Here is a 22,235-nt window from a genome sequence, read left to right on the forward strand (position 1 = left end):
GTGGTTTAATGGGAAATCCATTAAATAATAAAATAGCAAAAAATACAAAAAAAGGAGAAACAAATAAACCGCTTGTATTAGCATCAGTCATGTTGGCCATGTTTATGGGAGCGATTGAGGTTACAATTGTATCTACTGCTATGCCGGCTATTGTAGCTGATTTAGGAGGATTTTCTCTTTATAGTTGGGTTTTTTCTTCGTATTTATTAATGAACTCCATTACAGTGTTAATTTATGGAAAGCTATCAGATTTATTTGGTCGAAAGCCAATCTTGTTTTTCGGTATAATTCTGTTTTTAATTGGTTCGATTCTTTGCGGGTTCGCAGGTTCAATGAAAACCTTAATTATTTTTCGCTTAATACAAGGTTTTGGTGCCGGAGCTGTAATGCCTATTGCAACTACAATTGTTGGAGATATTTATACGAAGGAAGAACGAGCAAAAGTCCAAGGATATTTATCAAGTGTTTGGGGCATTTCTGCCATTGTTGGCCCAGCGATTGGTGGATTGCTTGTTCAGTATGTTAGCTGGCATTTTATTTTTTGGATTAACATTCCACTTGGAATTCTTTCAATTGTTGGCTTAGTCTTTTACTTACATGAAAATGTGGAAAAGAAAAAACATAAAATTGATTATCTAGGAGCATTCCTATTAACTGTTGCAATCTCTTCTTTGATGTATGTGCTAGTTCAAGGAGGAGGGAAGGACGGATGGGGATCCACGCAAACTTTGTGGCTTATTGTTTTGTTTATTGTTTCCTTGATTTTGTTTGTTTTACAAGAAAAACGAGCAACAGAACCAGTAATGCCCTTCAATATTTGGAAGGAACGATCCATATTTGTTGCTAATATTACCTCCCTTACTTCTGGGATTATATTGATTGGTATAACAAGTTTTTTACCAACCTTCGTCCAAGGTGTAATGGAGCAATCAGCTATTGTGGCTGGATTTACCTTGACATCAATGTCAATTGGTTGGCCAATTGCCTCGACTATCTCTGGTCGAATGCTACTTTCTATTGGCTACCGTAATACCTCTATTATTGGCGGAATATCACTTATTCTAGGGAGTATTGCCTTTGTAACTATGTCAGCTGAAACAGGCCCTATATGGCCAGCAACAGGTTCTTTCTTTGTTGGAATTGGGATGGGCTTAACTTCAACAGCATTTATTGTTTCAATTCAAAGTACCGTTAGTTGGCAACAAAGAGGGATTGCCACAGCTGCAAATATGTTTATGCGAAATCTTGGAAATACCATTGGTGCCGCTATGCTTGGCGGAATTCTTAATAATCAACTAAAAAATTATTTTAATAAAAGTGCAATTCAAACGGGTAAGAGGTTGACAGTTGAATCAACAAATATTCTTCTAAAAGAAAGTGAACGAAGCAAGGTCCCTATAAAAGTTATTCACATATTACAAGATGGGCTTACAGTCTCGTTACATTCTGTTTACTTTATTGTCGTTGTTTTTGCAATTCTGAGTCTTATCCTCATCTTATTTATGCCGAAAAAAAGTAATTGATCGTACAAGAAATAATTTATAAAGAGGGATGACGTTGTCCTCACTATCAGAATTCCAATTATTATCTGTCCTTGCTCAAGAAATGAATATGCGAAAGGCAGCAGAACGACTATTTGTTTCACAGCCGGCTCTCTCGCAACGATTGCAAACCATTGAAAAAGAGTGGGGGACAAAGTTGTTTATTCGCTCTCAAAAAGGGGTCGCTTTAACACCTGCTGGAGAGTATGTAATTCAATTTGTAAACGAGGTTCTGAATAAGCAAGAAAAAGTAAAAGAAACAGTCTATTCTCTTCAATCAGGGATTGCCGGAACATTAAAGATTGCTGTTGCCACGATTGTTGGACAAAATTGGCTGCCACAGGTTTTAAAGAAGTATATTGAAAGGTATCCACAAGTGAAAATCTCCCTCATTACCGGGTGGAGTAGCGAGATTTTAAGATACTTGTATGATGACCAAGTTCACATTGGAATTATACGTGGAACTCCTGACTGGAAGGGAGTGAAAATCCATTTATTTAAAGATATTCTTTATCTAGTTGATAAAGAAATTACAAATCCTGAACAAGCCCTTGAAACGGATCGACCATTTATCCAATTTAAAAGTGATTCTAATTATTATCAAGAAATTCAGGATTGGTGGATGAGACATTTTAAAATAGCTCCAAAACGGACCGTTGTTGTGGATCAAATTGAAACATGCAAGCAAATGGCTTTTAATGGGATTGGTTATGCCATTCTTCCTGCAATCACTTTAAATGGTTCAGAAAGGGATATCTATAAAATTCCACTTCTGGATGAAAATAATGAGCCTTTAAAAAGGGATACATGGTTGTTGGGATACGAATCGGCTTTTCAATTAAAACAGGTTAAAGCTTTTACTGAACTACTTAACGAGCATATTGAAGAGTCAAGGTAGTGTTTTCACTTGTCTAAGTTTCTTTTGTTTGTTAAAGTAATTTTAAATTTAAATTATTAATACATAGGGGGTTTTTAAATGAAAGCGATGGATGCAAATGAAATTATTTCATTTATTCAAAATAGTAAAAAGTCAACACCAGTGAAGGTTTATCTTAAAGGTGATTTAGAAGGAATTGATTTTGGAGGCCAAGCAAAGACTTTTATCAACGGAAAAACAGGGGTTGTTTTCGGAGAGTGGTCTGAAATTAATCAAGCGTTAGAAGCAAACCAGACGAAAATTGAAGACTATGTAGTAGAGAATGACCGTCGTAATTCAGCTATTCCGATGTTAGATACAAAAAATATAAAAGCACGTATAGAGCCAGGTTCTATTATTCGAGACCAGGTTGAAATAGGAGATAATGCAATTATTATGATGGGCGCCGTTATTAATATCGGCTCTGTTGTTGGCGAAGGAACAATGATTGATATGAATGTGGTTCTTGGTGGAAGAGCGACCGTCGGTAAAAACTGTCATATTGGTGCAGGTGCCGTGTTAGCAGGTGTGATTGAGCCACCATCCGCAAAACCTGTTATCGTTGAAGATGATGTCCTTGTGGGTGCAAATGCAGTCATTTTGGAAGGTGTAACTGTAGGAAAAGGCTCTGTTGTTGCTGCAGGTGCTGTAGTTATTGATGATGTTGCGCCATATACCGTTGTGGCAGGAATTCCTGCACGTAAACTTAAAGATATTGATGAAAAAATGAAATCAAAAATTGAAATAAAACAAGAACTACGTCAACTATAAGTAAATTTGAACGTTTAAGCGTGGGATTCGTTCCACGCTTTCTTTCAAGTTAGGAGATAAATATGAGCCCATATATAAAAATTCGTCGAGAACTTCACCAAATTCCAGAATTAGGATTTCAAGAATTTAAAACACAATCCTATTTATTATCGTACCTTGAATCTCTTCCACAGGATAGAATGACCATTAAAAAGTGGAAAACGGGGCTATTTGTAAAAGTTCATGGTTTAAAGCCGAAGAAAACAATAGGATATCGGACAGATATTGATGGCTTACCAATTGAGGAAGAAACTGATTTACCTTTCCCCTCCTCACATCCAGGTAAAATGCATGCATGTGGCCACGATTTTCATATGAGCATTGCTCTAGGTGTTCTTTCTTATTTTGTTGAAAATCAAATAAATGATGATTTGCTGTTTATTTTTCAGCCAGCTGAGGAAGGTCCAGGAGGGGCTGAACCGATGCTAAAATCAGAAATAATGCAGGAATGGAAGCCTGATATGATTTTTGCCCTCCATATTGCACCAGAGTATCCTGTTGGAGCGATTGCGATAAAAGAAGGACTTTTATTTGCCAATACATCGGAGTTATTTATTGATCTTAAAGGTAAGGGTGGACATGCTGCTTATCCTCATCAAACAAATGATATGGTTATTGCTGCCTGTTCACTTGTAAGTCAATTGCAAACGATTGTTTCAAGGAATGTTGACCCCTTAGATAGTGCAGTAGTTACAATTGGAAAAATTTCTGGTGGTACAGTTCAGAATATTATTGCAGAAAAAGCAAGACTTGATGGCACGATTAGAACCTTATCCGCTGAATCAATGAAAAAGGTAAAACAGCGGATTGAAGCCGTTGTGAAAGGAATAGAAATAGGCTTTGAGTGCCAGGCATCTATTAATTATGGTTCGATGTATTATCAAGTATTCAATCATAAAGAACTGACAAATGAGTTTGTTAACTTCATTCAATCTGAAACAATTGTTGAAGTTATTGAATGTAGGGAAGCGATGACGGGAGAAGACTTTGGCTATATGCTTAAGGAAATTCCCGGATTTATGTTTTGGTTAGGCGTCGATTCCCCATTCGGGCTACACCACTCTAAACTAAATCCGAAAGAAGATGCTATCCAAATAGCTATTGACTTGATGACAAAATATATGGATTTTAAAGGGAGAGAATAACAGATAGTATCTGTTATTCTCAGATTGTCGAGAAAGGGTATTTTTCTCGGCAATTTTTTATTTTGTCTTAATCTAAATTACCGATTTTTTATTTATTTATTGTCTCTGTTAAATGGCCTGTTGATTTCCGCTCCAGGCACTCGCTTTCCGCGGGGAGGTCCTGGAGCCTCCTCGGCGCTTTAGCGCCTGCGGGGTCTCCAGTGACCTCTATATCCCGCAGGAGTCGAGTGCCCTCCGCTCCAATCAACAGGGAGGTTAATCATCCTAAAGCATTGCAACACACTTTTTCTAGCCTTGCTAAGTGTGTTGCATTTTTTTAGCTAACCAGAATTTATATCTGTAAATTATACTAGTGCATAAGAGCAACGACTAATAGGATGAAACCTTCTATGAGCAATAACACCAAAAGATTTACAATCAGATAGAGCAACGGCTTTTTACCAGACTTAATTCTATCCTCTTCCATGGCTTTATTTAATTCCTCAAAATATGTCTAGACACTTTTGGCTTAAACATAGAATTCACCACGTCTTTCTAATATTTATTAGTTCAGTTGAAGGTCTTTATTGAAAACACTCTGTTGATTGGCGCGGAAGGCACGAAGACTCCTGCGGGAGTACGGGTCAGGGGAGACCCCACAGGAGCGAAGCGAGGCCACTGAAAAAGTCCCATTTTTTTAGGCAGTTGAAAGTTTGAATTAATCAAACTTTCAACTGCCTATTTGTCTTATAATAATGATATTAAATGTATGTAGGTGATATCTAAATGATTTCCAATCAAGAATCTCTCAATTTCAGTCCATATTTAGCTATTTTTGATCTCGTAGTTCCAGAGGATAATATGCTTCGCCAAATCAATAAACTAGTTGACTTTTCATTTATTCTTGAAGAATTAAAAACGAAATATTGTCTTGATAACGGTCGGAATGCAGTGTCACCGATTCGTATGTTCAAATATCTATTGCTTAAATCAATTTATGATTTGTCAGATGTAGATGTAGTAGAACGTTCAAAATATGATATGTCGTTTAAATATTTCCTCGATATGGCACCAGAAGATTCCGTAATTGACCCAAGTTCTTTAACAAAATTCCGTAAACTCCGTCTTCAAGATGTGGGTTTATTAGATATGCTCATTGGAAAGACCGTTGAGATTGCAATTAAAAAGGAAATTATTAAAAATAAAACCATTATTGTTGATGCTACACATACAAAAGCACGTTATAACCAAAAATCACCGAGAGAATTTTTGCAGGAGAAATCAAAAAATGTGCGAAAAGCCGTTTATCAGTTCGATGAATCCATGAAAGAGAAATTCCCATCCAAAACAACTTCTAACGAAGTAACAGATGAATTAAATTATTGCCGTCAAATCATTTCTGTTGTCGAGTCAGAACCAAAAATTGCGGCAACCCCAGCTGTAAAGGAAAAATTAAATGTACTAAAAGAAGTAGTGGAAGATTATACAGAACAACTGGCTTTTTCAACAGACCCAGACGCACGTGTAGGACATAAAACAGCTGATTCTTCTTTTTTTGGCTACAAAACGCATATTGCAATGAGTGATGAACGAATTATTACAGCTGCAGTTGTGACAACAGGTGAAAAAAGTGATGGAAAATATCTGCAGGAATTAATTAAAAAAAGCCAAGCAACAGGAATGGAAATTAATACAATTATTGGGGATACTGCCTACTCTGAGAAAAATAATATTTGTTATACAAAAGAACATCAATTAACACTTGTTTCTAGACTGCATCCACTTATTACATATGGTAGAAGAACAAAAGAAGATGAATTTAATTTTAATAAAGATGCAGGGATGTATGTTTGTAAAGCCGGGCATATGGCCATTCGAAAAAAATATGAAGAAAGAAAGAATCAAGATAAAAACCCTAGAATCAAGTACCTTTTTGATATTAAAAAATGTGCTGTTTGTCCTTTCCGTGAAGGATGTTATAAAGAAGGAGCGAAAAGTAAGTCCTATTCAGTAACCATCAAATCAACGGAACATACAGGTCAAGAAGCGTTTCAAAATACGGAAGCTTTTAAAGACCTAGCGAAAACACGCTATAAAATTGAGGCGAAAAATAGTGAACTTAAACATAGACACGGGTATGATGTGGCGTCATCTACGGGTCTATTTGGCATGGAAATACAAGGAGCTACAGCGATATTCGCAGTCAATCTCAAGAGGATTATAAAGCTCCTCTCTGAGAAAAAATAAGATAGAATATAAAAGTAACCAAGAAAAAAGCAGTTAGTTATCCAAAATTTGGACAACTAGCTGCTTTTTTTATCCACATCCAATGAGAAAAATAAAAATTCGCCAGTTTTTCAGCAGCCTCAGCGAAGCGACGAGGAGGCTCCCCGGCACGCCCGCGGAAAGCGAAGTGCCTGTAGCGCCAATCAACAGACATGTTGAAACGAATAACTAATAATTTCATTTTAATTAACACGGTGAATTGTTAATTAAAATGAAAAAGAATAACAGATACTATTGATATTTTTTTTGATTCAATACTCGGTTATTTTGAAAAGTAAAAGGGAAAACTTTTGAAAGAGAGAATGGTGTAATCTTAACGATATTAAATATTTATTTAAATTAATTATAATTTAATATTGACTAAAAATTATAATCATTCTATAATAAAAATTGTTAAAGGTATAGTTAAAACGGATGATTAAACAAATATTGGAGGGATTCAAATGCCAGAACGCATGGTAGGTAAACAAGCTCCACGTTTTGAAATGGACGCAGTAATGCCAAATAAAGAATTTAAAAAAGTAAGTCTAGAAGAAAATATGAAAAATGAAAAATGGACAATATTGTTCTTCTACCCAATGGACTTTACATTTGTTTGTCCTACTGAAATTACCGCATTATCTGACCGCTACGATGAATTCGAAGATCTTGATGCTGTTGTTATCGGTGCATCTACTGATACGATTCATACCCATCTTGCATGGATTAAAACAGACCGCAAAGAAAATGGCTTAGGGGACCTTAAATATCCTCTAGCAGCTGACACCAATCATGTGGTTTCACGTGATTATGGAGTTCTAATAGATGAAGAGGGTATTGCTCTTCGTGGACTTTTCATCATTAATCCTGAGGGTGAAATGAAATATTCTGTTGTGAATCACAATGATATCGGCCGTGATGTGGATGAAACATTACGTGTATTGCAAGCTTTACAAACTGGTGGTCTTTGCCCTGCGAACTGGAAACCAGGTCAAGCTACATTGAAAGTATAATTTTTTAAAAATCAACACGAGACCTAACTGTATTAGTGTTAGGTCTTTTTTAGCTAAATAGAATTTATATCCATAAATTCTGGGTACAAGGGCAACTCGCCTAATCATCGACCTTTGGGGCTAGCCAATTGGCGAGTTTTCTTTATTCAGAATATAAAAGAAGGGGGTTTTTTAATGAAATTACGTGAGCCGATGCCGGAATTAAATGGGGCAACCCAATGGTTAAATGGAGAGGTTACAAAAGACGAATTAGTTGGGGAGAAACCAACTTTAATTCATTTCTGGTCAACTAGCTGTCATTTGTGCAAAGAAGCCATGCCTCAGGTTAATCAATTCCGCGATCAATATAAAGATAAATTAAATGTTGTAGCTGTTCATATGCCAAGATCAGAAGATGATTTAAACATTGAAGATATCAAACAAATAGCAGAGGAACATGGAATAACCCAACCCATTTTTGTAGATAGTGACCACAAATTGACGGAGGTCTTTGAAAACCAATATGTTCCGGCTTATTATGTTTTTGATCGCGAAGGAAAGCTTCGACATTTTCAAGCAGGTGGAAGCGGCATGAAGATGCTGGAAAAAAGGGTAAACCGAGTATTAGAAGAAATTGAAAAAGCAGAATAAAAAACTCTAAAAAAGACTGTTCGCTTACCATGCGAATGGTCTTTTTTGTTTGAAACTTTTATCTCCATTATTCGTCCGTAATATAAATAGGATTTGAAAAGGTTACATTAAACAAATTTACCTATTTTTTACTACTATTTTTATAAAAAAAGAAGGTTACATTTGAATGCCTCAAAAATTGTTTATCAAAACATGACAAAGGAATAGAAAGGGTATGATGAGCTTGAAAATAAAAAGATGGGTGTATCTTTTGCTTGTAAGTACATTTGTTGTAACAGGTTGTAGCAATAGTAATAGTAGCGAATCAAAGATGGATAGTTCTTCAATGAAATCCAGTTCAGAGGGGGCAAAGATAAGCTCTGTCGCGGTGTCAGATAGCAAGGGAGAGAAGAAAAAGCGAACGGATCTAGAAATTAGTAATTCTGATGCTCAAATGGTTATTTATAAAGCGGATTTAAGTATTCAAGTTAAAAACTTTACACAAACCCTTCAAAAGCTTGAGGACCGGGCTACCATTTATGGAGGATATATTGCCCAGTCCAATGTTACTAGAGAAGGAAAAGAACAAATGAATGGAAATATTTCAATTCGCATTCCACAAAAAAACTTCCAGAAATTTTTAGATGATGCGGAGGGTCAAGCGACAGAGGTGATCGAAAGAAACATAACAGGGCAGGATGTAACTGAAGAGTATGTTGATTTGGAATCACGTTTGAAATCCAAAAGAGCAGTAGAAGAGAGACTCGTCACATTTATGAAAAATGCTACTAAAACTGAAGATTTATTGAAAATATCCACTGATTTAGCAACTGTTCAAGAAGAGATTGAAATAATTATAGGAAGAATGAAATATTTGCAAAATCAAACGGCATTCTCTACGGTAACAATAAACCTGTATGAGACTAAAATTATAGTGCCAAATATTGAAAATAAAAACCTTAATACATGGGAACGGACAAAGAAACAATTTGTTAAAAGTACAAATTTTTTGTTGGCAGGACTTTCCTCCTTGATTATTTTTTTATTAGGAAATTTACCGGTTATTATCTTTTTGTTAATTCTAGGAATCATTATTATTTTAATAATGAAAAAGAGGAGAAACAAAGACTAAGGGTCAAATTAGAGTAGTGGCTAAAACAACCTTAACAGCTGATATGCTAAACTGGGATTGAATGAATAACTTGATATTGTGTGGGGGAGATTTTGTGAAGAAAAAAGATTTTGCTGTTATTGGTTTGGGACGATTCGGTGGAAGTATTTGCAGAACTCTCACGGAGCAGGGAAAAGAAGTCCTAGTAGTAGATAAAAGTGAAGCGAGGGTAAATGAATATGCCACGATCGCTTCCCATGCAGTGGTTGGTGATACGACTGATGAAGCAATGTTAAGAAGTATTGGGATAAGAAACTTTGACCATGTGATAGTAGCTATTGGTGATGATATACAATCAAGTATCTTAACAACACTGATTTTAAAGGAATTAGGTGTAGAAAATATTACGGTTAAGGCACAAAATGATTATCATGAAAAAGTACTTCGGAAGATTGGGGCTAATTCTGTAGTCCATCCTGAAAGGGATATGGGCATCCGAATTGCAAATAATATGGCTTCAAATAATGTGTTAGATTATCTTGGACTTTCGGATGATCATAGCATTGTGGAAATTGTTGCAAATAAAAGACTAGACGGCCATACAATTATTGGCCTAGATATTCGCAAAAAATATGGTATTAACATTGTAGCAATTAAAAGAGGAAGTGAAATTATTGTTTCTCCTCAAGCAAAAGAAATGATCCAACTTAATGATATTTTAATTGTAATTGGAAGTGATATTGACATTGAAAAATTTACACATAAGGTGATGAAATAAGGATTTATTATTCAAGGCTGTTTTCGCATAGATTGTTGTTTTTCGTACCTAGTCTAAAAACCCGAAATAATAATAGTATCGTGCTCTTTTCTTAAAAACTTCCTACGGTTATCATCGGTAAACTGGAATCCCATTCTAATTTAGTTTCAACTAGCAACAAAGTTTAAAAAAAGAGCCTTATTCTAAATAAACGAATGATGTCTGTGATCGGTAAATAGGTGAGTGTGATGTCACAAAAAGAGCGACATTGTCCGGCAATATAGAAATAAAAAATAACCGGGCAGATTTTGCCCGGTTTTCTTACGGTCTAAATTTTTACCAATGGACTATGATAATTAAGTCAGCTTAGCACCACAAGGTCTTGTTACACCTATCAGTGTTAAAAGTGGCTTAGTTAAACTTCCATAATGATCGGTAAAATCATTGGACGGCGTTTTGTCTTTTCGTAAAGGAAAGGTGCTAAAGTGTCAGTGATTTCATTTTTGATTTCAGACCATTGACTTGTTTTTCTTTCCATCACTTTATTTAAATGTTTAGTTATTAAATTCTGGGCATCATTTATTAAATCGCCTGATTCTCTCATGTAAACGAACCCTCGGGAAATAAGGTCAGGACCAGCGGAAATTTTAAATTCCTTCATATTGATGCTGACAACTACTACTACAAGACCTTCTTCAGACAGAATTCGGCGGTCACGCAATACAATATTTCCAATGTCACCAATTCCACTGCCATCAATATAAATATTGCCGGAGGGAATTTTGCCTGCTACTTGGGCTGAATCATTAGAAAGGGCCAATACTTCGCCATTATCCATAATAAAGCAATTTTCTGCTTCAACACCACAATCAACAGCAAGCCTTGCATGTGTTTTTTGCATCCGATATTCGCCATGAATTGGCATGAAAAATTTTGGCTTTATTAAACGCAGCATGAGCTTTTGTTCTTCTTGCCCACCGTGTCCAGAAGTATGAACATTGCTTAACTTTCCATGAATAACTTCTGCACCTGCACGAGAGAGCATGTTAATGGTTCTGCTGACACTAATCGTATTTCCTGGAATCGGCGATGAGGAGAATACAACAGTGTCTCCTGGGATGATCTGGATCTGTCTATGAGTACCATTTGCAATTCTTGACAAGGCTGCCATCGGCTCACCTTGGCTTCCTGTACACAGGATTGTTACTTGACTAGCTGGGAGGCGGTTAATTTGTTGTGCCTCAATGAATGTATCCTTTGGAGCTCGAATATAGCCCAAATCCATACCAATATTGATTGCTGCTTCCATACTTCTTCCAAAAACAGCAACTTTTCTTCCATTGGCCACAGCTGCCTCAGTTACTTGTTGAAGTCGATGAATATTTGAAGCAAATGTCGCAAATATAACTCGTCCATCTACTTTACGGAATATATCATGGATGTTTTCCCCAACAAGACGCTCAGACATTGTAAAATTAGGGATTTCACTATTGGTGCTATCAGAAAGTAGACATAAAACGCCTTCTTTGCCAATCTCAGCCATCTTCGTTAAGTTTGCTGGTTCGCCAACAGGGGTAAAATCAAATTTAAAATCACCGGTATGAACGATTTGACCCGGAGGAGTTTTAACCACAATTCCATATGAATCTGGAATACTGTGTGTAGTACGGAAAAAGGTAACGGATGTTTTACGGAATTTGATGATATCATCTTCTTTAATATCGATCAATTTAGCATTCCTTAATAAACCATGTTCTTCAAGTTTATTTTTAATTAGTCCAAGAGCAAGCTTTCCACCGTAAATAGGGATATTTACTTCCCTTAAAAGGTAGGGAATGCCACCGATATGATCCTCATGACCATGGGTAACGAACAAACCTTTTATTTTATCTGCATTTTTTACTAAGTATGTGTAATCAGGGATAACATAATCAATTCCTAACAATTCATCTTCGGGGAATTTAATCCCAGCGTCAATTAAGATTATCTCATCCTGGAATTGGACAGCATACGTGTTTTTGCCGATCTCGCCAAGACCTCCCAGAGCAAAAACAGCTGTTTGATCATTTTTAACAAATTTCATAAATTATCAAATCTCCAATACTTTAAAATCTTCATTTTGTTTTTCATATTCTAGATGTGCTCCTGTAACTGGTTGAATAAATTCGATATTATAGCCACGATCAATCAGTTTTGTCCGAATATTTTGTTCGGAATCTCCTTCAAGATAAATGGTCTTGGTGTTTTCTCTTACTGGGACTTCATTAATTCTTGCTTGAAAATAGACTTTAAAAATCATTTAAATCGCTCCTAACTCCACAATCACTTTTTTTATTATATAAAAGTTTTCCATCTTTTTCATATATTTTCTTTTCAGGGTCTAAAATGGCCCGTTAAAATTCGAAAATTATAAAATACAGATAACTGTTTAACCAATTTACATTAAGGAAGGAGCCCTCCGCAAGTTTGAAGGGCTCAAAAATTTAGGCAATGGTTTTTTTTCTTAATAAATCATTCCACTGTTTTAAAAGCTTTTTTCGTAGCTTTTTTAACATAGTGGATCATCTCCTTACTTCTATTTTAAACGATCCTTGTCCAATGTAAAGCAAGCAGGGGCAAATTATTGCTGTTTTTTAAAAAATGATCTCCTTTTACTAATATTATATGTTGATTTTCCTAATATTTTCATGGATAAAGATGGAATCGAAAAGACAGATTTTAAATTGACAATTATTATGTGAAGGTTTAGTGTTTTAGTACAGAAACTGCAAAAATAAAGTAGAAGCACCCTTTTGGGGTTAGATCTAGACAAAGAGAGTTGGATAGGAGAGTAGAATGGGGAAATTATATAGTGCTTTAATCGGATTGAGTCTTATTTGGGGAACCTCTTTTTTGTTTATGAAAATCCTTTTGGCTACATTGGATCCATCTGCAGTTGTTTTTGGAAGATGTCTATTTGGTTTGATCATGCTTTTGGTTATTTTTCTTCTAAGCAAAGAAAAAATCCAATTTAAAAAGCTGCCTTGGGGAAAGTTGTTACTTGTCGCGTTAGCGAATAACATACTGCCATGGCTTTTAATTTGTTCAAGTGAAACAATTATATCCTCAGGTCTTGCATCTATCATCAATGCAACAACACCAATTTGGACTTTAATCATCGGATTTCTATTTTTCGCCTCCTCTTTAAAGAAAAAACAATGGATTGGAATTTTAATTGGCTTCCTAGGTATCTTTATACTGGCGGATATAAAGCCAAGTGCTTTTTTTTCTGAAAATACGTTAGGGATACTTCTGATGACAGGGGCAACCTTTTTCTATGGGTTGGGGATACAAATGTCGAAAAAGTATCTTTCTCAACTATCTGTTTTAGAGACTTCTTTTTTTACAATGCTGATTTCAACTATATTTAGCTTTATTATTATGGTTGGACTTGCGCCCAAATCCTTACCCGCCTTATTAGATATGAATATTATTCTTCCACTTATTGGTTTAGGTATGCTTGGTTCAGGTGTCGCTTATTTACTCTTTTATTTCATGGTAAAAAAGGGAGGACCAGAATTTGCGTCGTTGGTTACTTATTTAGTACCTGTTTCTGCTGTTATATGGGGAGCAGTGCTTTTAAAGGAATCTATTCATTTAACAATGATAGTAGGATTAATCGTCATTTTCATGGGAGTTTATATTTCTTCGCACAAATCAAAATTAAACACAAAGAATAAGGCTGCGGCATAATTTCTGTATTAAAATTTTTACTAAGGAGCTATTTTTAATGAAAAAGATTGTATTTTTTGACATAGATGGGACATTGCTCGATCATGATAAAAACCTTCCAGTAAGTACAAAAGAGGCACTGTTTGAATTAAAGAATAACGGTGTGTTCGTTGCTATTGCAACAGGAAGGGCCCCGTTTATGTTTGAAAGCCTGAGAGAGGAACTTGAGATTGATTCTTTTGTTAGCTTTAACGGGCAATATGTTGTTTTCGAAAATGAAGCTATATATGAAAATCCACTAAACCAAGGGGAGCTTGATCAATTTTTGAGGACTACTTCACAGAACAAGCACCCATTAATTTTTATGAATGAAAAAACAATGAAAGCAACAGTGAACAATCATCAATTTATTGAATCCAGTATGAGTAGCTTGAAATTTCCTCATCCTGAAAAAGATCCAACTTTCTATATGAATAATAAGATTTTCCAAACTTTGCTTTTCTGTGAGACGGGTGAAGAACAATTATATATTCCAAATTACCCTCATTTTGATTTCGTTCGTTGGCATCCATATTCACTTGATATTATTCCAGCAGGTGGATCAAAGGCAGAAGGAATTAAAAAAATGATTGACCGGTTGGGGTTTGATTTAGAGGACGTGTACGCGTTTGGAGACGGGCTCAATGATATTGAAATGCTTAAGGCTGTTGGAACAGGTGTGGCAATGGGAAATGGAGTTTCTGAAGCTAAAGCACATGCTGATTTTATTACATCTGATGTATCACAAAAAGGAATTTGGAATGGATTAAAAGAACTAAATTTAATTTAAATTAGTAAAAAGCCGTCCACACAGGACGGCTTTTTACTAGCTGACTTTTCTTAGCAAAGTAGAATTTCCTTAGGGGCTTGCAGCGACATTTGTTATCTTTCAATAGCAATTGCATTTTCAATGGTTGCATAGGGGTCTTTTTTATTAATATAATCGTAAAACATAATCCCATTCAAGTGATCTATTTCATGTTGGAAAACAATTGCGGGGAGTCCTTTTAAACGGATTTTCAGTTCATTTCCATCTACATCAGTCCCTTTTACTGTGACTCTTGCATATCGGGGCACATACCCAGGAATTGCCTCATCTACTGATAGACATCCCTCTCCAGCAACTAAATAGGATTGTTCAACTGAATGGCTAACAATCTTTGGATTAAAAAGTGCATAGCTATAAATATTTCCTTTTTCATCGTGAATGTGAACAGCAATCATTCGTTTAGAAATATTGATTTGTGGTGCTGCCAGGCCAACACCTGGGCGCAAATCGTGCATAGAGGCAATTTCTTCATTTTGACTATTTTGAACGTATTCTAAAAGGCTTTTAAGTATCTGTTTATCTTCTTCCGATGGCGGCATTGGAACTTCAACCGCAATTTTTCTTAGGCTTGGATGGCCATCTCGTATGATATCCTCCATCGTTAACATGTTTATTTCACTCCTGTATATAAAAAACTAAAATATCGTGTCTTTAAACAGTCTATCAAATAATTCATAAAAAGTTAATATTAGAATCATTATTAGAATCTGCTAAAGAAAACTCGTCGATTGGTGAGCCCAAAGAGCGATGAAAGAAACGTAGTTGAACTTATACGATTTGATTGAGTGTTGATTATTTAACATTTATTTAGTGCGCTAACAAATTAATTCTCTTATAAGCCAAACGAAAAGGGAAGGCTTGAGCCTTCCCCCTAATCTTAAAATGTCCAACAAGCACAACCAACAATGATCAAGAGAATAAAGAGAACAACAATTAAGGCAAACCCCCCGCCGAATCCACATCCGTATCCAACTCCAGGGTAACCATATCCTCCGTAGCAACCGTACATTTGGGTAACCTCCCTTAGTTAAGCTATTCCGGTTTCTATATGCCGGTTACTAACAGCCTATGAGGTAAAAAGATTTTTGTATAGGCCAGTGCCTAGTCATAATTCAAAAATACGTGAATATGAATATGGAAAAAAGGACAGGCCTTTATAAAAACTTCTGTAGCACGTCATAACTACCATTTACCTCAAAGTAGTATATAGTTACAGCACTAACCGTACCTATTGTCTAGCGAACGAAGTCTCAATATAGTATGATTTCTTATAAGATAGGGGGTTTCAATGTGTCGTTTCGATTAAGAATTCGTTTTACTTTTTCCCTTCTTGTGGTAATGGTTGTTTTAACCGCTTGTTTTCACCAAAAAACTCCTACCGAAAAAATATATGATATTTTGGAAAAGGTTGTTGTCGCTGAAAAGGGGTTTGAAGAACAGCAGGAACCACTTGTTACTTTAGAGAGAAAAGAAAAAGTTGAATACGATAAAATAATTGGACTTGGAATGAAACAATATGATCAAATAGTTAAACTATCCAATGAAGCTATTTCCATGGTTGACAAGAGAAAGCAATATATGGAAAAGGAAACCGAGAGCATTAAGAAATCAAAAAATGAATTCATGAAAATTGCAAAATTAAAAGATGAGATAAAGGATCCAACAATAAAAAAACAGGTCGACAATTTATATGATGTCATGATGCAAAGATACAAAGTGCATGAAACTTTGTATAAAGAATATGTAAAAGGGGCAAATGGAGATAAGAAGTTATACCAAATGTTTAAAGACAAAAATCTTTCCATTGAAGATTTAGAGACACAAGTAAATGATTTAAACGGCACTTATCAAAAGATCTATAATACAAATTTAGATTTTAATAAATTAACGAAGAGCTATAATGTGATAAAGGTTAAATTTTATAAACAGGCAGAATTAAATAAAGAGAAATAAAAAAAATCGGCTTATTGCTGATTTTTTTTATTTAAAAGACTTGACAGACTTTCCTAATACAGTTTTGAAAAAACGTTTGTTTTTATAGTACAGATTAAATACATACGTAATACAGATGTTATATTTTGTATTGTAAGTTTTTAATGTGGGTATGATGTAAAATTATTAAATTAAGTAATTGACGTATTTTATTTGTTGATGTAAACTCGATATTGGAAATAATAATTGTATCAATATTGTTACGATAACCACTGATACAGAATATGATGGAATAAAAGGAGTTTACTACTTTTTGTCTATTTTGTGAATAAACTGAAAGCGTTTAACCAACGTTTCAAATAGGACCATCGTTGTCCAATAAATAAATCTTTTTTTATTAATGGATTTTTTTCATTTTTATTAAGATTTAAGGGCAATCTACATTAGTGGATTTTATTTTATTTTTTTATATGAGAGGATAGGTGACCAAGATGGCTTCTAAAACACAGAACGCCCAATTCGATGCTAAAAAGGCGCTCGAGGTAGTCAGTGAACAATTTAAAACGCTTCAAATTATAAATGAAGAAGGCGAAGTCGTAAATGAAGCGGCTATGCCTAATTTGAGTGACGAGCAAATGCAAGAATTAATGCGTCGTATGGTTTATACACGTATTCTTGACCAACGCTCAATTTCCCTAAATCGCCAAGGAAGATTAGGTTTCTATGCTCCAACTGCTGGGCAGGAGGCTTCTCAATTAGCATCTCAATTTGCCCTTGAAAAAGAAGATTTTATCTTACCAGGATATCGTGATGTTCCTCAAATGATTTGGCATGGTTTGCCACTTGCAAAAGCATTTTTAGGTTCTCGTGGTCACTTTATAGGAAGTCAAATTCCAGAAGGTGTTAACCTTGTTCCTCCACAGATTATTATTGGTGCACAATATGTTCAAACTGCTGGTGTAGCTTTAGGTATGAAGAAAAATGGTACAAAAGCAGTTGCTATTACTTACACAGGTGATGGTGGTACATCACAAGGTGACTTCTATGAAGGTATTAACTTTGCCGGTGCATTTAAGGCCCCAGCTATTTTCATGGTTCAAAATAACCGATTTGCTATCTCAACTCCAGTTGAAAAACAAACAGCTGCAAAAACAATGGCTCAAAAAGCAATTGCTGCGGGTATCCCTGGTGTACAAGTAGATGGAATGGACCCACTTGCTGTATATGTAGCAGTTAAAGAAGCACGTGAACGCGCTATTAACGGTGAAGGACCAACATTAATTGAAACATTAACATACCGCTATGGCCCACACACAATGGCTGGTGATGATCCAACACGTTACCGTACAAAAGAACTTGATAATGAGTGGGAAAAGAAAGATCCACTTGTTCGTTTCCGTAAGTTCCTTGAAAAGAAAGGACTTTGGAGCGAAGAAAAAGAAAATCAAGTAATTGAACAAGCAAAAGAAGATATTAAAGAAGCAATCAAAGAAGCTGATGCGGCTCCAAAACAAAAAGTAACTGACTTTATGTCCTTTATGTTTGAAGAAATGCCATATTACCTAAAAGAACAAAATGAAATTTATAAAGAAAAGGAGTCGAAGTAAGCCATGGCTCAAATGACTATGATTCAAGCAATAACTGATGCCCTCCGTGTTGAATTGGGCAAAGATCCGAAAACTTTAGTTTTTGGAGAAGATGTTGGCGTTAACGGCGGTGTATTCCGTGCAACTGAAGGCCTTCAAAAAGAATTCGGAGAAGATCGCGTATTTGATACACCACTAGCTGAATCAGGTATTGGCGGTTTATCAATTGGTCTTGCTTTACAAGGTTACCGCCCTATCCCTGAAATTCAATTCTTTGGATTTGTGTTCGAAGTTATGGACTCTATTGCAGGACAAATGTCCCGCTATCGTTACCGTACTGGCGGCGTTATCAATATGCCAATTACGATTCGTTCACCATTTGGTGGCGGAGTGCATACCCCAGAGCTTCACTCAGACAGCTTAGAAGGTTTAGTAGCTCAAACACCAGGGTTAAAAGTGGTTGTTCCTTCTACACCGTATGATGCAAAAGGATTATTGATTTCATCTATCCGCGATAATGACCCTGTTATTTTCTTAGAGCACTTGAAATTATATCGTGGATTCCGTCAGGAAGTTCCTGAGGAAGAATACACAATTCCACTAGGAAAAGCTGATGTAAAACGTGAGGGAACAGATTTATCAATTTTCTCATATGGAGCAATGGTTCATGAATCATTGAAGGCAGCAGAAGAACTTGAAAAAGAAGGTTATTCTGTTGAAGTAGTGGATTTACGTACAATCTCTCCACTTGATATTGAGACGATCATCGCATCTGTTGAAAAAACAGGCCGTGCAATCGTTGTGCAAGAGGCTCAAAAAATGGCAGGTATTGCCGCAAATGTTGTGGCTGAAATCAATGATCGTGCAATTTTAAGTCTTGAAGCACCTGTTTTACGTGTAGCAGCACCAGATACTGTTTATTCATACTCACAGGCTGAAACAGTGTGGCTCCCAAATTACAAAGATGTAATGGAAACAGCTAAAAAAGTTTTAACATTCTAATTAAAAGTGAGGAATGGCTTTCCCATTCCTTCTTCTTTATTTTACTAAAATAACAACAAAAATAAATATATGAACAATTAGGAGGATGAATCCCCGTGTCATTTCAATTTAGAATGCCTGATATCGGTGAAGGAATTCACGAAGGTGAAATTGTCAAATGGTTTGTGAAACCAGGCGATAAAATTCAAGAAGATGATATATTATGTGAAGTTCAAAATGATAAAGCTGTAGTTGAAATGCCATCTCCAGTTGCAGGTACTGTATTAGAGGTATTAATTGGCGAAGGTACAGTAGCTACTGTCGGACAGATTATTGTTACATTTGATGCACCAGGATATGAAGACATACAATTTAAAGGTGACCATGGCGACGAAGAGCCTAAACAAGAAGCAGCACCAGCACCAGCACCGGCTGCACCAGTTGCTGCACCGGCTGCACCAGTAGCACCAGTTGCTACACCGGCACCAGCCGCAGCAGTTGTAACAACACCACAGCTTCAAGCTGAAGTAGATCCAAACCGTCGTGTTGTTGCTATGCCGTCAGTTCGGAAATATGCACGTGAAAAAGGTGTAGATATTCGTATGGTTGCTGGAACAGGTGGAAACGGACGTGTATTGAAGAATGATATCGATGCATTCCTAAGTGGAGCAGTAGCACCTCAAGCAGCTCAAACTGAAAATGTGTCTGCTGAAGCACCAGTAGCTGAAGCTCAAAAGGCTGCAGCAGTAGCAATTCCACAAGGCGAATATCCAGAAACTCGTGAAAAAATGAGCGGAATTCGTAAAGCAATTGCAAAAGCAATGGTTAATTCTAAGCATACAGCTCCACATGTAACTTTAATGGATGAAATAGATGTTACGAAGCTTGTAACACACCGTAAAAAATTCAAAGAAGTTGCTGCAGCGAAAGGCATTAAGCTTACATTCTTGCCATATATCGTAAAAGCATTAACAAGTGCATTGCGTGAATTCCCTGCATTAAATACTTCATTAGATGACGCAACAAGTGAAATCGTCCATAAACATTACTACAACATTGGAATTGCAGCTGACACTGAAAAAGGTCTATTAGTTCCTGTTGTAAAAGATGCAGACCGTAAATCAGTCTTTACAATTTCTAATGAAATTAACGAATTGGCAGGAAAAGCACGTGATGGTAAGCTAGCACCAAATGAAATGAAGGGTGCTTCATGTACCATTTCAAACATCGGTTCTGCTGGAGGCCAATGGTTTACACCTGTTATTAACCATCCTGAAGTAGCTATTCTTGGTGTCGGCCGAATTGCAGAAAAGGCAATTGTCAGAGATGGCGAAATTGTTGCTGCACCAGTTTTAGCATTATCATTAAGCTTTGACCACCGTATGATTGATGGTGCAACAGCTCAAAATGCATTAAATCATATTAAGCGATTGTTAAACGATCCTGAACTTTTGTTAATGGAGGCGTAATATAAATGGTAGTTGGAGATTTCCCTATTGAAACAGATACTATAGTCATTGGAGCAGGTCCTGGAGGATATGTTGCTGCAATTCGTGCAGCACAACTTGGACAAAAGGTAACAATTGTTGAAAAGGAATATATTGGTGGCGTATGTTTAAACGTTGGCTGTATCCCTTCTAAAGCAGTTATTGCAGCAGGACATCGGTACGAAACAGCTAAACATTCTGAGCAATTTGGAGTAACAGCTGAAAATGTAACAGTTGATTTTTCAAAGGTCCAACAATTTAAAGCTGGAGTTGTGAAAAAGTTAACAGGCGGCGTTGAAGGACTTCTTAAAGGAAATAAAGTTGACATCGTTCGTGGTGAAGCTTACTTTGTTGATGGTAATTCGTTACGTGTTATGAGCGAGACTTCTTCACAAACGTACACATTCAAAAATGCGATTATTGCAACAGGTTCACGTCCAATTGAAATACCTACATTTAAGTATTCAAAACGTGTTCTAGATTCAACAGGAGCTCTTAACTTGCAAGAACTTCCTGAAAAAATCGTTGTTATTGGTGGCGGTGTTATTGGGGTTGAACTTGGTGGCGCATACGCTAACTTTGGTAGCCAAGTAACAGTCTTAGAAGGCGCTGATGATATTTTGAGCGTTGGATTTGATAAACAAATGTCCACTCTTGTTAAAAAGAGTATGAAGAAAAAAGGTGTAGAATTCCATACTAAAGCAATGGCTAAAGGTGTGGAAGAGACTGAAAATGGTGTTGTTGTAACATTTGAAGTAAAAGGCGAAGAAAAGAAAATCGAAGCAGATTATGTATTCGTTATGGTTGGTCGTCGCCCTAATACCGATGAAATGGGTCTTGAACAAGTCGGTGTGAAAATGACTGACCGTGGAATAATCGAAGTTGATAAACAATGCCGTACAAACATTAGCAATATTTATGCAATCGGAGATGTTGTTCCTGGACTTCAACTTGCACACAAAGCATCATATGAAGCAAAAATTGCTGCTGAGGCAATTGCAGGACATCCATCTGAAGTAGACTATTTAGGAATCCCAGCTGTTGTTTTCTCTGATCCTGAACTTGCAACAGTCGGTTATACTGAAGAGCAGGCTAAAAAGGAAGGTCTTGAATATAAGGCATCCAAATTCCCGTTCGCAGGTAATGGCCGTGCTCTTTCCCTTGACAGTGCAGAAGGTTTCGTAAGGCTCATAACTCTTAAAGAGGATGGTCTTGTAATTGGAGCACAAGTTGCAGGCGCAAGTGCATCAGATATGATTTCTGAGCTAGGCTTGGCAATTGAAGCTGGAATGACAGCTGAAGATATTGCTATGACTATCCATGCTCATCCAACACTTGGTGAAATGACAATGGAAGCAGCAGAAGTTGCACTAGGAAGCCCAATCCATATTCTTAAGTAATTAATGTAAAAAGTCCTTTCCTTAACGGAAAGGGCTTTTTCTTTAAACTTTGCATGTCTCGTGTAAAATTTAAAATAACCAAGCAATTAAATACATATACTTTAAACACAAAAACATTTAATGA

At 36.2% G+C, this 22,235-nt stretch carries 20 protein-coding genes; 16 read left to right on the top strand and 4 right to left on the bottom strand.

All coding sequences use genetic code 11. The features are described from left to right. The first annotated feature begins 8 nt into the window (after positions 1-8). The 9 genes from RCG20_RS17330 (at position 9) to RCG20_RS17370 (ending at position 10,167) form a co-directional block, all read left to right on the top strand. The gene (locus RCG20_RS17330; protein ID WP_308181360.1) at positions 9-1,523 is read left to right on the top strand and encodes an MDR family MFS transporter; all 1,515 of its coding nucleotides are present in this window, start codon (positions 9-11) and stop codon (positions 1,521-1,523) included. 28 nt (positions 1,524-1,551) lie between these two features. Then, positions 1,552-2,439: a transcriptional regulator CcpC gene (locus tag RCG20_RS17335; RefSeq protein WP_308181361.1), complete on the top strand. Its 888-nt coding sequence runs from the start codon at positions 1,552-1,554 to the stop codon at positions 2,437-2,439. A 78-nt stretch (positions 2,440-2,517) separates the two neighbouring features. Further along, complete coding sequence (gene dapD / locus RCG20_RS17340; protein WP_308181362.1) at positions 2,518-3,228, top strand: 2,3,4,5-tetrahydropyridine-2,6-dicarboxylate N-acetyltransferase; 711 nt, start codon at positions 2,518-2,520, stop codon at positions 3,226-3,228. A 56-nt stretch (positions 3,229-3,284) separates the two neighbouring features. Continuing rightward, positions 3,285-4,412 carry an N-acetyldiaminopimelate deacetylase gene (locus RCG20_RS17345; RefSeq protein ID WP_308184383.1) on the top strand — a complete coding sequence of 376 codons (1,128 nt, stop codon included), beginning with the start codon at positions 3,285-3,287 and terminating at the stop codon, positions 4,410-4,412. 765 nt (positions 4,413-5,177) lie between these two features. Beyond that, positions 5,178-6,638 (top strand): IS1182 family transposase, encoded by a 1,461-nt coding sequence (locus RCG20_RS17350; protein WP_308181363.1) that lies wholly within the window; start codon positions 5,178-5,180, stop codon positions 6,636-6,638. A gap of 482 nt (positions 6,639-7,120) precedes the next feature. Continuing rightward, the gene (locus RCG20_RS17355) at positions 7,121-7,669 is read left to right on the top strand and encodes a peroxiredoxin (RefSeq protein WP_308181364.1); all 549 of its coding nucleotides are present in this window, start codon (positions 7,121-7,123) and stop codon (positions 7,667-7,669) included. Between the two features lie 174 nt (positions 7,670-7,843). Beyond that, positions 7,844-8,299, top strand: coding sequence for a TlpA family protein disulfide reductase (locus RCG20_RS17360; protein WP_308181365.1), 456 nt, complete (start codon positions 7,844-7,846; stop codon positions 8,297-8,299). Between the two features lie 214 nt (positions 8,300-8,513). After that, entirely contained in the window at positions 8,514-9,410 is an 897-nt protein-coding gene (locus RCG20_RS17365; protein WP_308181366.1) for a DUF4349 domain-containing protein, read from the top strand. A 94-nt stretch (positions 9,411-9,504) separates the two neighbouring features. Continuing rightward, positions 9,505-10,167 (top strand): potassium channel family protein, encoded by a 663-nt coding sequence (locus tag RCG20_RS17370; protein ID WP_308181367.1) that lies wholly within the window; start codon positions 9,505-9,507, stop codon positions 10,165-10,167. A gap of 394 nt (positions 10,168-10,561) precedes the next feature. On the opposite strand, the gene rnjA is transcribed toward RCG20_RS17370, so the two are convergent. Together rnjA and RCG20_RS17380 are read right to left on the bottom strand one after the other, a co-directional pair. Next, entirely contained in the window at positions 10,562-12,229 is a 1,668-nt protein-coding gene (gene rnjA, locus RCG20_RS17375; protein WP_308181368.1) for a ribonuclease J1, read from the bottom strand. Between the two features lie 6 nt (positions 12,230-12,235). After that, entirely contained in the window at positions 12,236-12,445 is a 210-nt protein-coding gene (locus RCG20_RS17380; RefSeq protein ID WP_308181369.1) for a DNA-dependent RNA polymerase subunit epsilon, read from the bottom strand. 536 nt (positions 12,446-12,981) lie between these two features. Here RCG20_RS17380 and RCG20_RS17385 point away from each other — a divergent pair. Together RCG20_RS17385 and RCG20_RS17390 are read left to right on the top strand one after the other, a co-directional pair. Next, positions 12,982-13,878 (top strand): DMT family transporter, encoded by an 897-nt coding sequence (locus tag RCG20_RS17385; protein ID WP_308181370.1) that lies wholly within the window; start codon positions 12,982-12,984, stop codon positions 13,876-13,878. Between the two features lie 37 nt (positions 13,879-13,915). Next, positions 13,916-14,686 (top strand): Cof-type HAD-IIB family hydrolase, encoded by a 771-nt coding sequence (locus RCG20_RS17390; protein WP_308181371.1) that lies wholly within the window; start codon positions 13,916-13,918, stop codon positions 14,684-14,686. A 92-nt stretch (positions 14,687-14,778) separates the two neighbouring features. Here RCG20_RS17390 and def read toward each other — a convergent pair whose 3' ends face one another. Together def and RCG20_RS17400 are read right to left on the bottom strand one after the other, a co-directional pair. Then, positions 14,779-15,333: a peptide deformylase gene (gene def / locus RCG20_RS17395; RefSeq protein ID WP_308181372.1), complete on the bottom strand. Its 555-nt coding sequence runs from the start codon at positions 15,331-15,333 to the stop codon at positions 14,779-14,781. A 269-nt stretch (positions 15,334-15,602) separates the two neighbouring features. Beyond that, complete coding sequence (locus tag RCG20_RS17400) at positions 15,603-15,734, bottom strand: YjcZ family sporulation protein (protein WP_308181374.1); 132 nt, start codon at positions 15,732-15,734, stop codon at positions 15,603-15,605. Between the two features lie 281 nt (positions 15,735-16,015). Between RCG20_RS17400 and RCG20_RS17405 the strand changes: the two genes are divergently transcribed. From RCG20_RS17405 to lpdA, 5 genes are all read left to right on the top strand, one after another. Beyond that, positions 16,016-16,678, top strand: a complete 663-nt coding sequence (locus tag RCG20_RS17405; RefSeq protein WP_308181375.1) for a YkyA family protein — start codon at positions 16,016-16,018, stop codon at positions 16,676-16,678. A gap of 470 nt (positions 16,679-17,148) precedes the next feature. After that, the gene (gene pdhA / locus RCG20_RS17410) at positions 17,149-18,264 is read left to right on the top strand and encodes a pyruvate dehydrogenase (acetyl-transferring) E1 component subunit alpha (RefSeq protein ID WP_308181376.1); all 1,116 of its coding nucleotides are present in this window, start codon (positions 17,149-17,151) and stop codon (positions 18,262-18,264) included. 3 nt (positions 18,265-18,267) lie between these two features. Further along, positions 18,268-19,245 (top strand): alpha-ketoacid dehydrogenase subunit beta, encoded by a 978-nt coding sequence (locus RCG20_RS17415; protein WP_308181377.1) that lies wholly within the window; start codon positions 18,268-18,270, stop codon positions 19,243-19,245. A gap of 95 nt (positions 19,246-19,340) precedes the next feature. Continuing rightward, entirely contained in the window at positions 19,341-20,693 is a 1,353-nt protein-coding gene (locus RCG20_RS17420) for a dihydrolipoamide acetyltransferase family protein (RefSeq protein ID WP_308181378.1), read from the top strand. Positions 20,694-20,698: 5 nt separating this feature from the next. Then, on the top strand, positions 20,699-22,111 hold the full coding sequence (lpdA, locus tag RCG20_RS17425) for a dihydrolipoyl dehydrogenase (protein ID WP_308181379.1): 1,413 nt from the start codon (positions 20,699-20,701) through the stop codon (positions 22,109-22,111). The last annotated feature ends 124 nt before the right edge of the window (positions 22,112-22,235 follow it).

It is taken from the genome of Neobacillus sp. PS3-40, from assembly GCF_030915485.1.
Lineage (GTDB): Bacteria > Bacillota > Bacilli > Bacillales > Cytobacillaceae > JAUZPL01.

Coding starts and splice junctions, on each gene's coding strand:
- RCG20_RS17330 (WP_308181360.1), top strand. CDS start 9: ATGGGAAATCCATTAAATAATAAAATAGCAAAAAATACAAAAAAAGGA.
- RCG20_RS17335 (WP_308181361.1), top strand. CDS start 1,552: ATGACGTTGTCCTCACTATCAGAATTCCAATTATTATCTGTCCTTGCT.
- dapD (WP_308181362.1), top strand. CDS start 2,518: ATGAAAGCGATGGATGCAAATGAAATTATTTCATTTATTCAAAATAGT.
- RCG20_RS17350 (WP_308181363.1), top strand. CDS start 5,178: ATGATTTCCAATCAAGAATCTCTCAATTTCAGTCCATATTTAGCTATT.
- RCG20_RS17355 (WP_308181364.1), top strand. CDS start 7,121: ATGCCAGAACGCATGGTAGGTAAACAAGCTCCACGTTTTGAAATGGAC.
- RCG20_RS17360 (WP_308181365.1), top strand. CDS start 7,844: ATGAAATTACGTGAGCCGATGCCGGAATTAAATGGGGCAACCCAATGG.
- RCG20_RS17365 (WP_308181366.1), top strand. CDS start 8,514: ATGATGAGCTTGAAAATAAAAAGATGGGTGTATCTTTTGCTTGTAAGT.
- rnjA (WP_308181368.1), bottom strand. CDS start 12,229: ATGAAATTTGTTAAAAATGATCAAACAGCTGTTTTTGCTCTGGGAGGT.
- RCG20_RS17380 (WP_308181369.1), bottom strand. CDS start 12,445: ATGATTTTTAAAGTCTATTTTCAAGCAAGAATTAATGAAGTCCCAGTA.
- RCG20_RS17385 (WP_308181370.1), top strand. CDS start 12,982: ATGGGGAAATTATATAGTGCTTTAATCGGATTGAGTCTTATTTGGGGA.
- RCG20_RS17390 (WP_308181371.1), top strand. CDS start 13,916: ATGAAAAAGATTGTATTTTTTGACATAGATGGGACATTGCTCGATCAT.
- def (WP_308181372.1), bottom strand. CDS start 15,333: ATGTTAACGATGGAGGATATCATACGAGATGGCCATCCAAGCCTAAGA.
- RCG20_RS17400 (WP_308181374.1), bottom strand. CDS start 15,734: ATGTACGGTTGCTACGGAGGATATGGTTACCCTGGAGTTGGATACGGA.
- pdhA (WP_308181376.1), top strand. CDS start 17,149: ATGGCTTCTAAAACACAGAACGCCCAATTCGATGCTAAAAAGGCGCTC.
- RCG20_RS17415 (WP_308181377.1), top strand. CDS start 18,268: ATGGCTCAAATGACTATGATTCAAGCAATAACTGATGCCCTCCGTGTT.
- lpdA (WP_308181379.1), top strand. CDS start 20,699: ATGGTAGTTGGAGATTTCCCTATTGAAACAGATACTATAGTCATTGGA.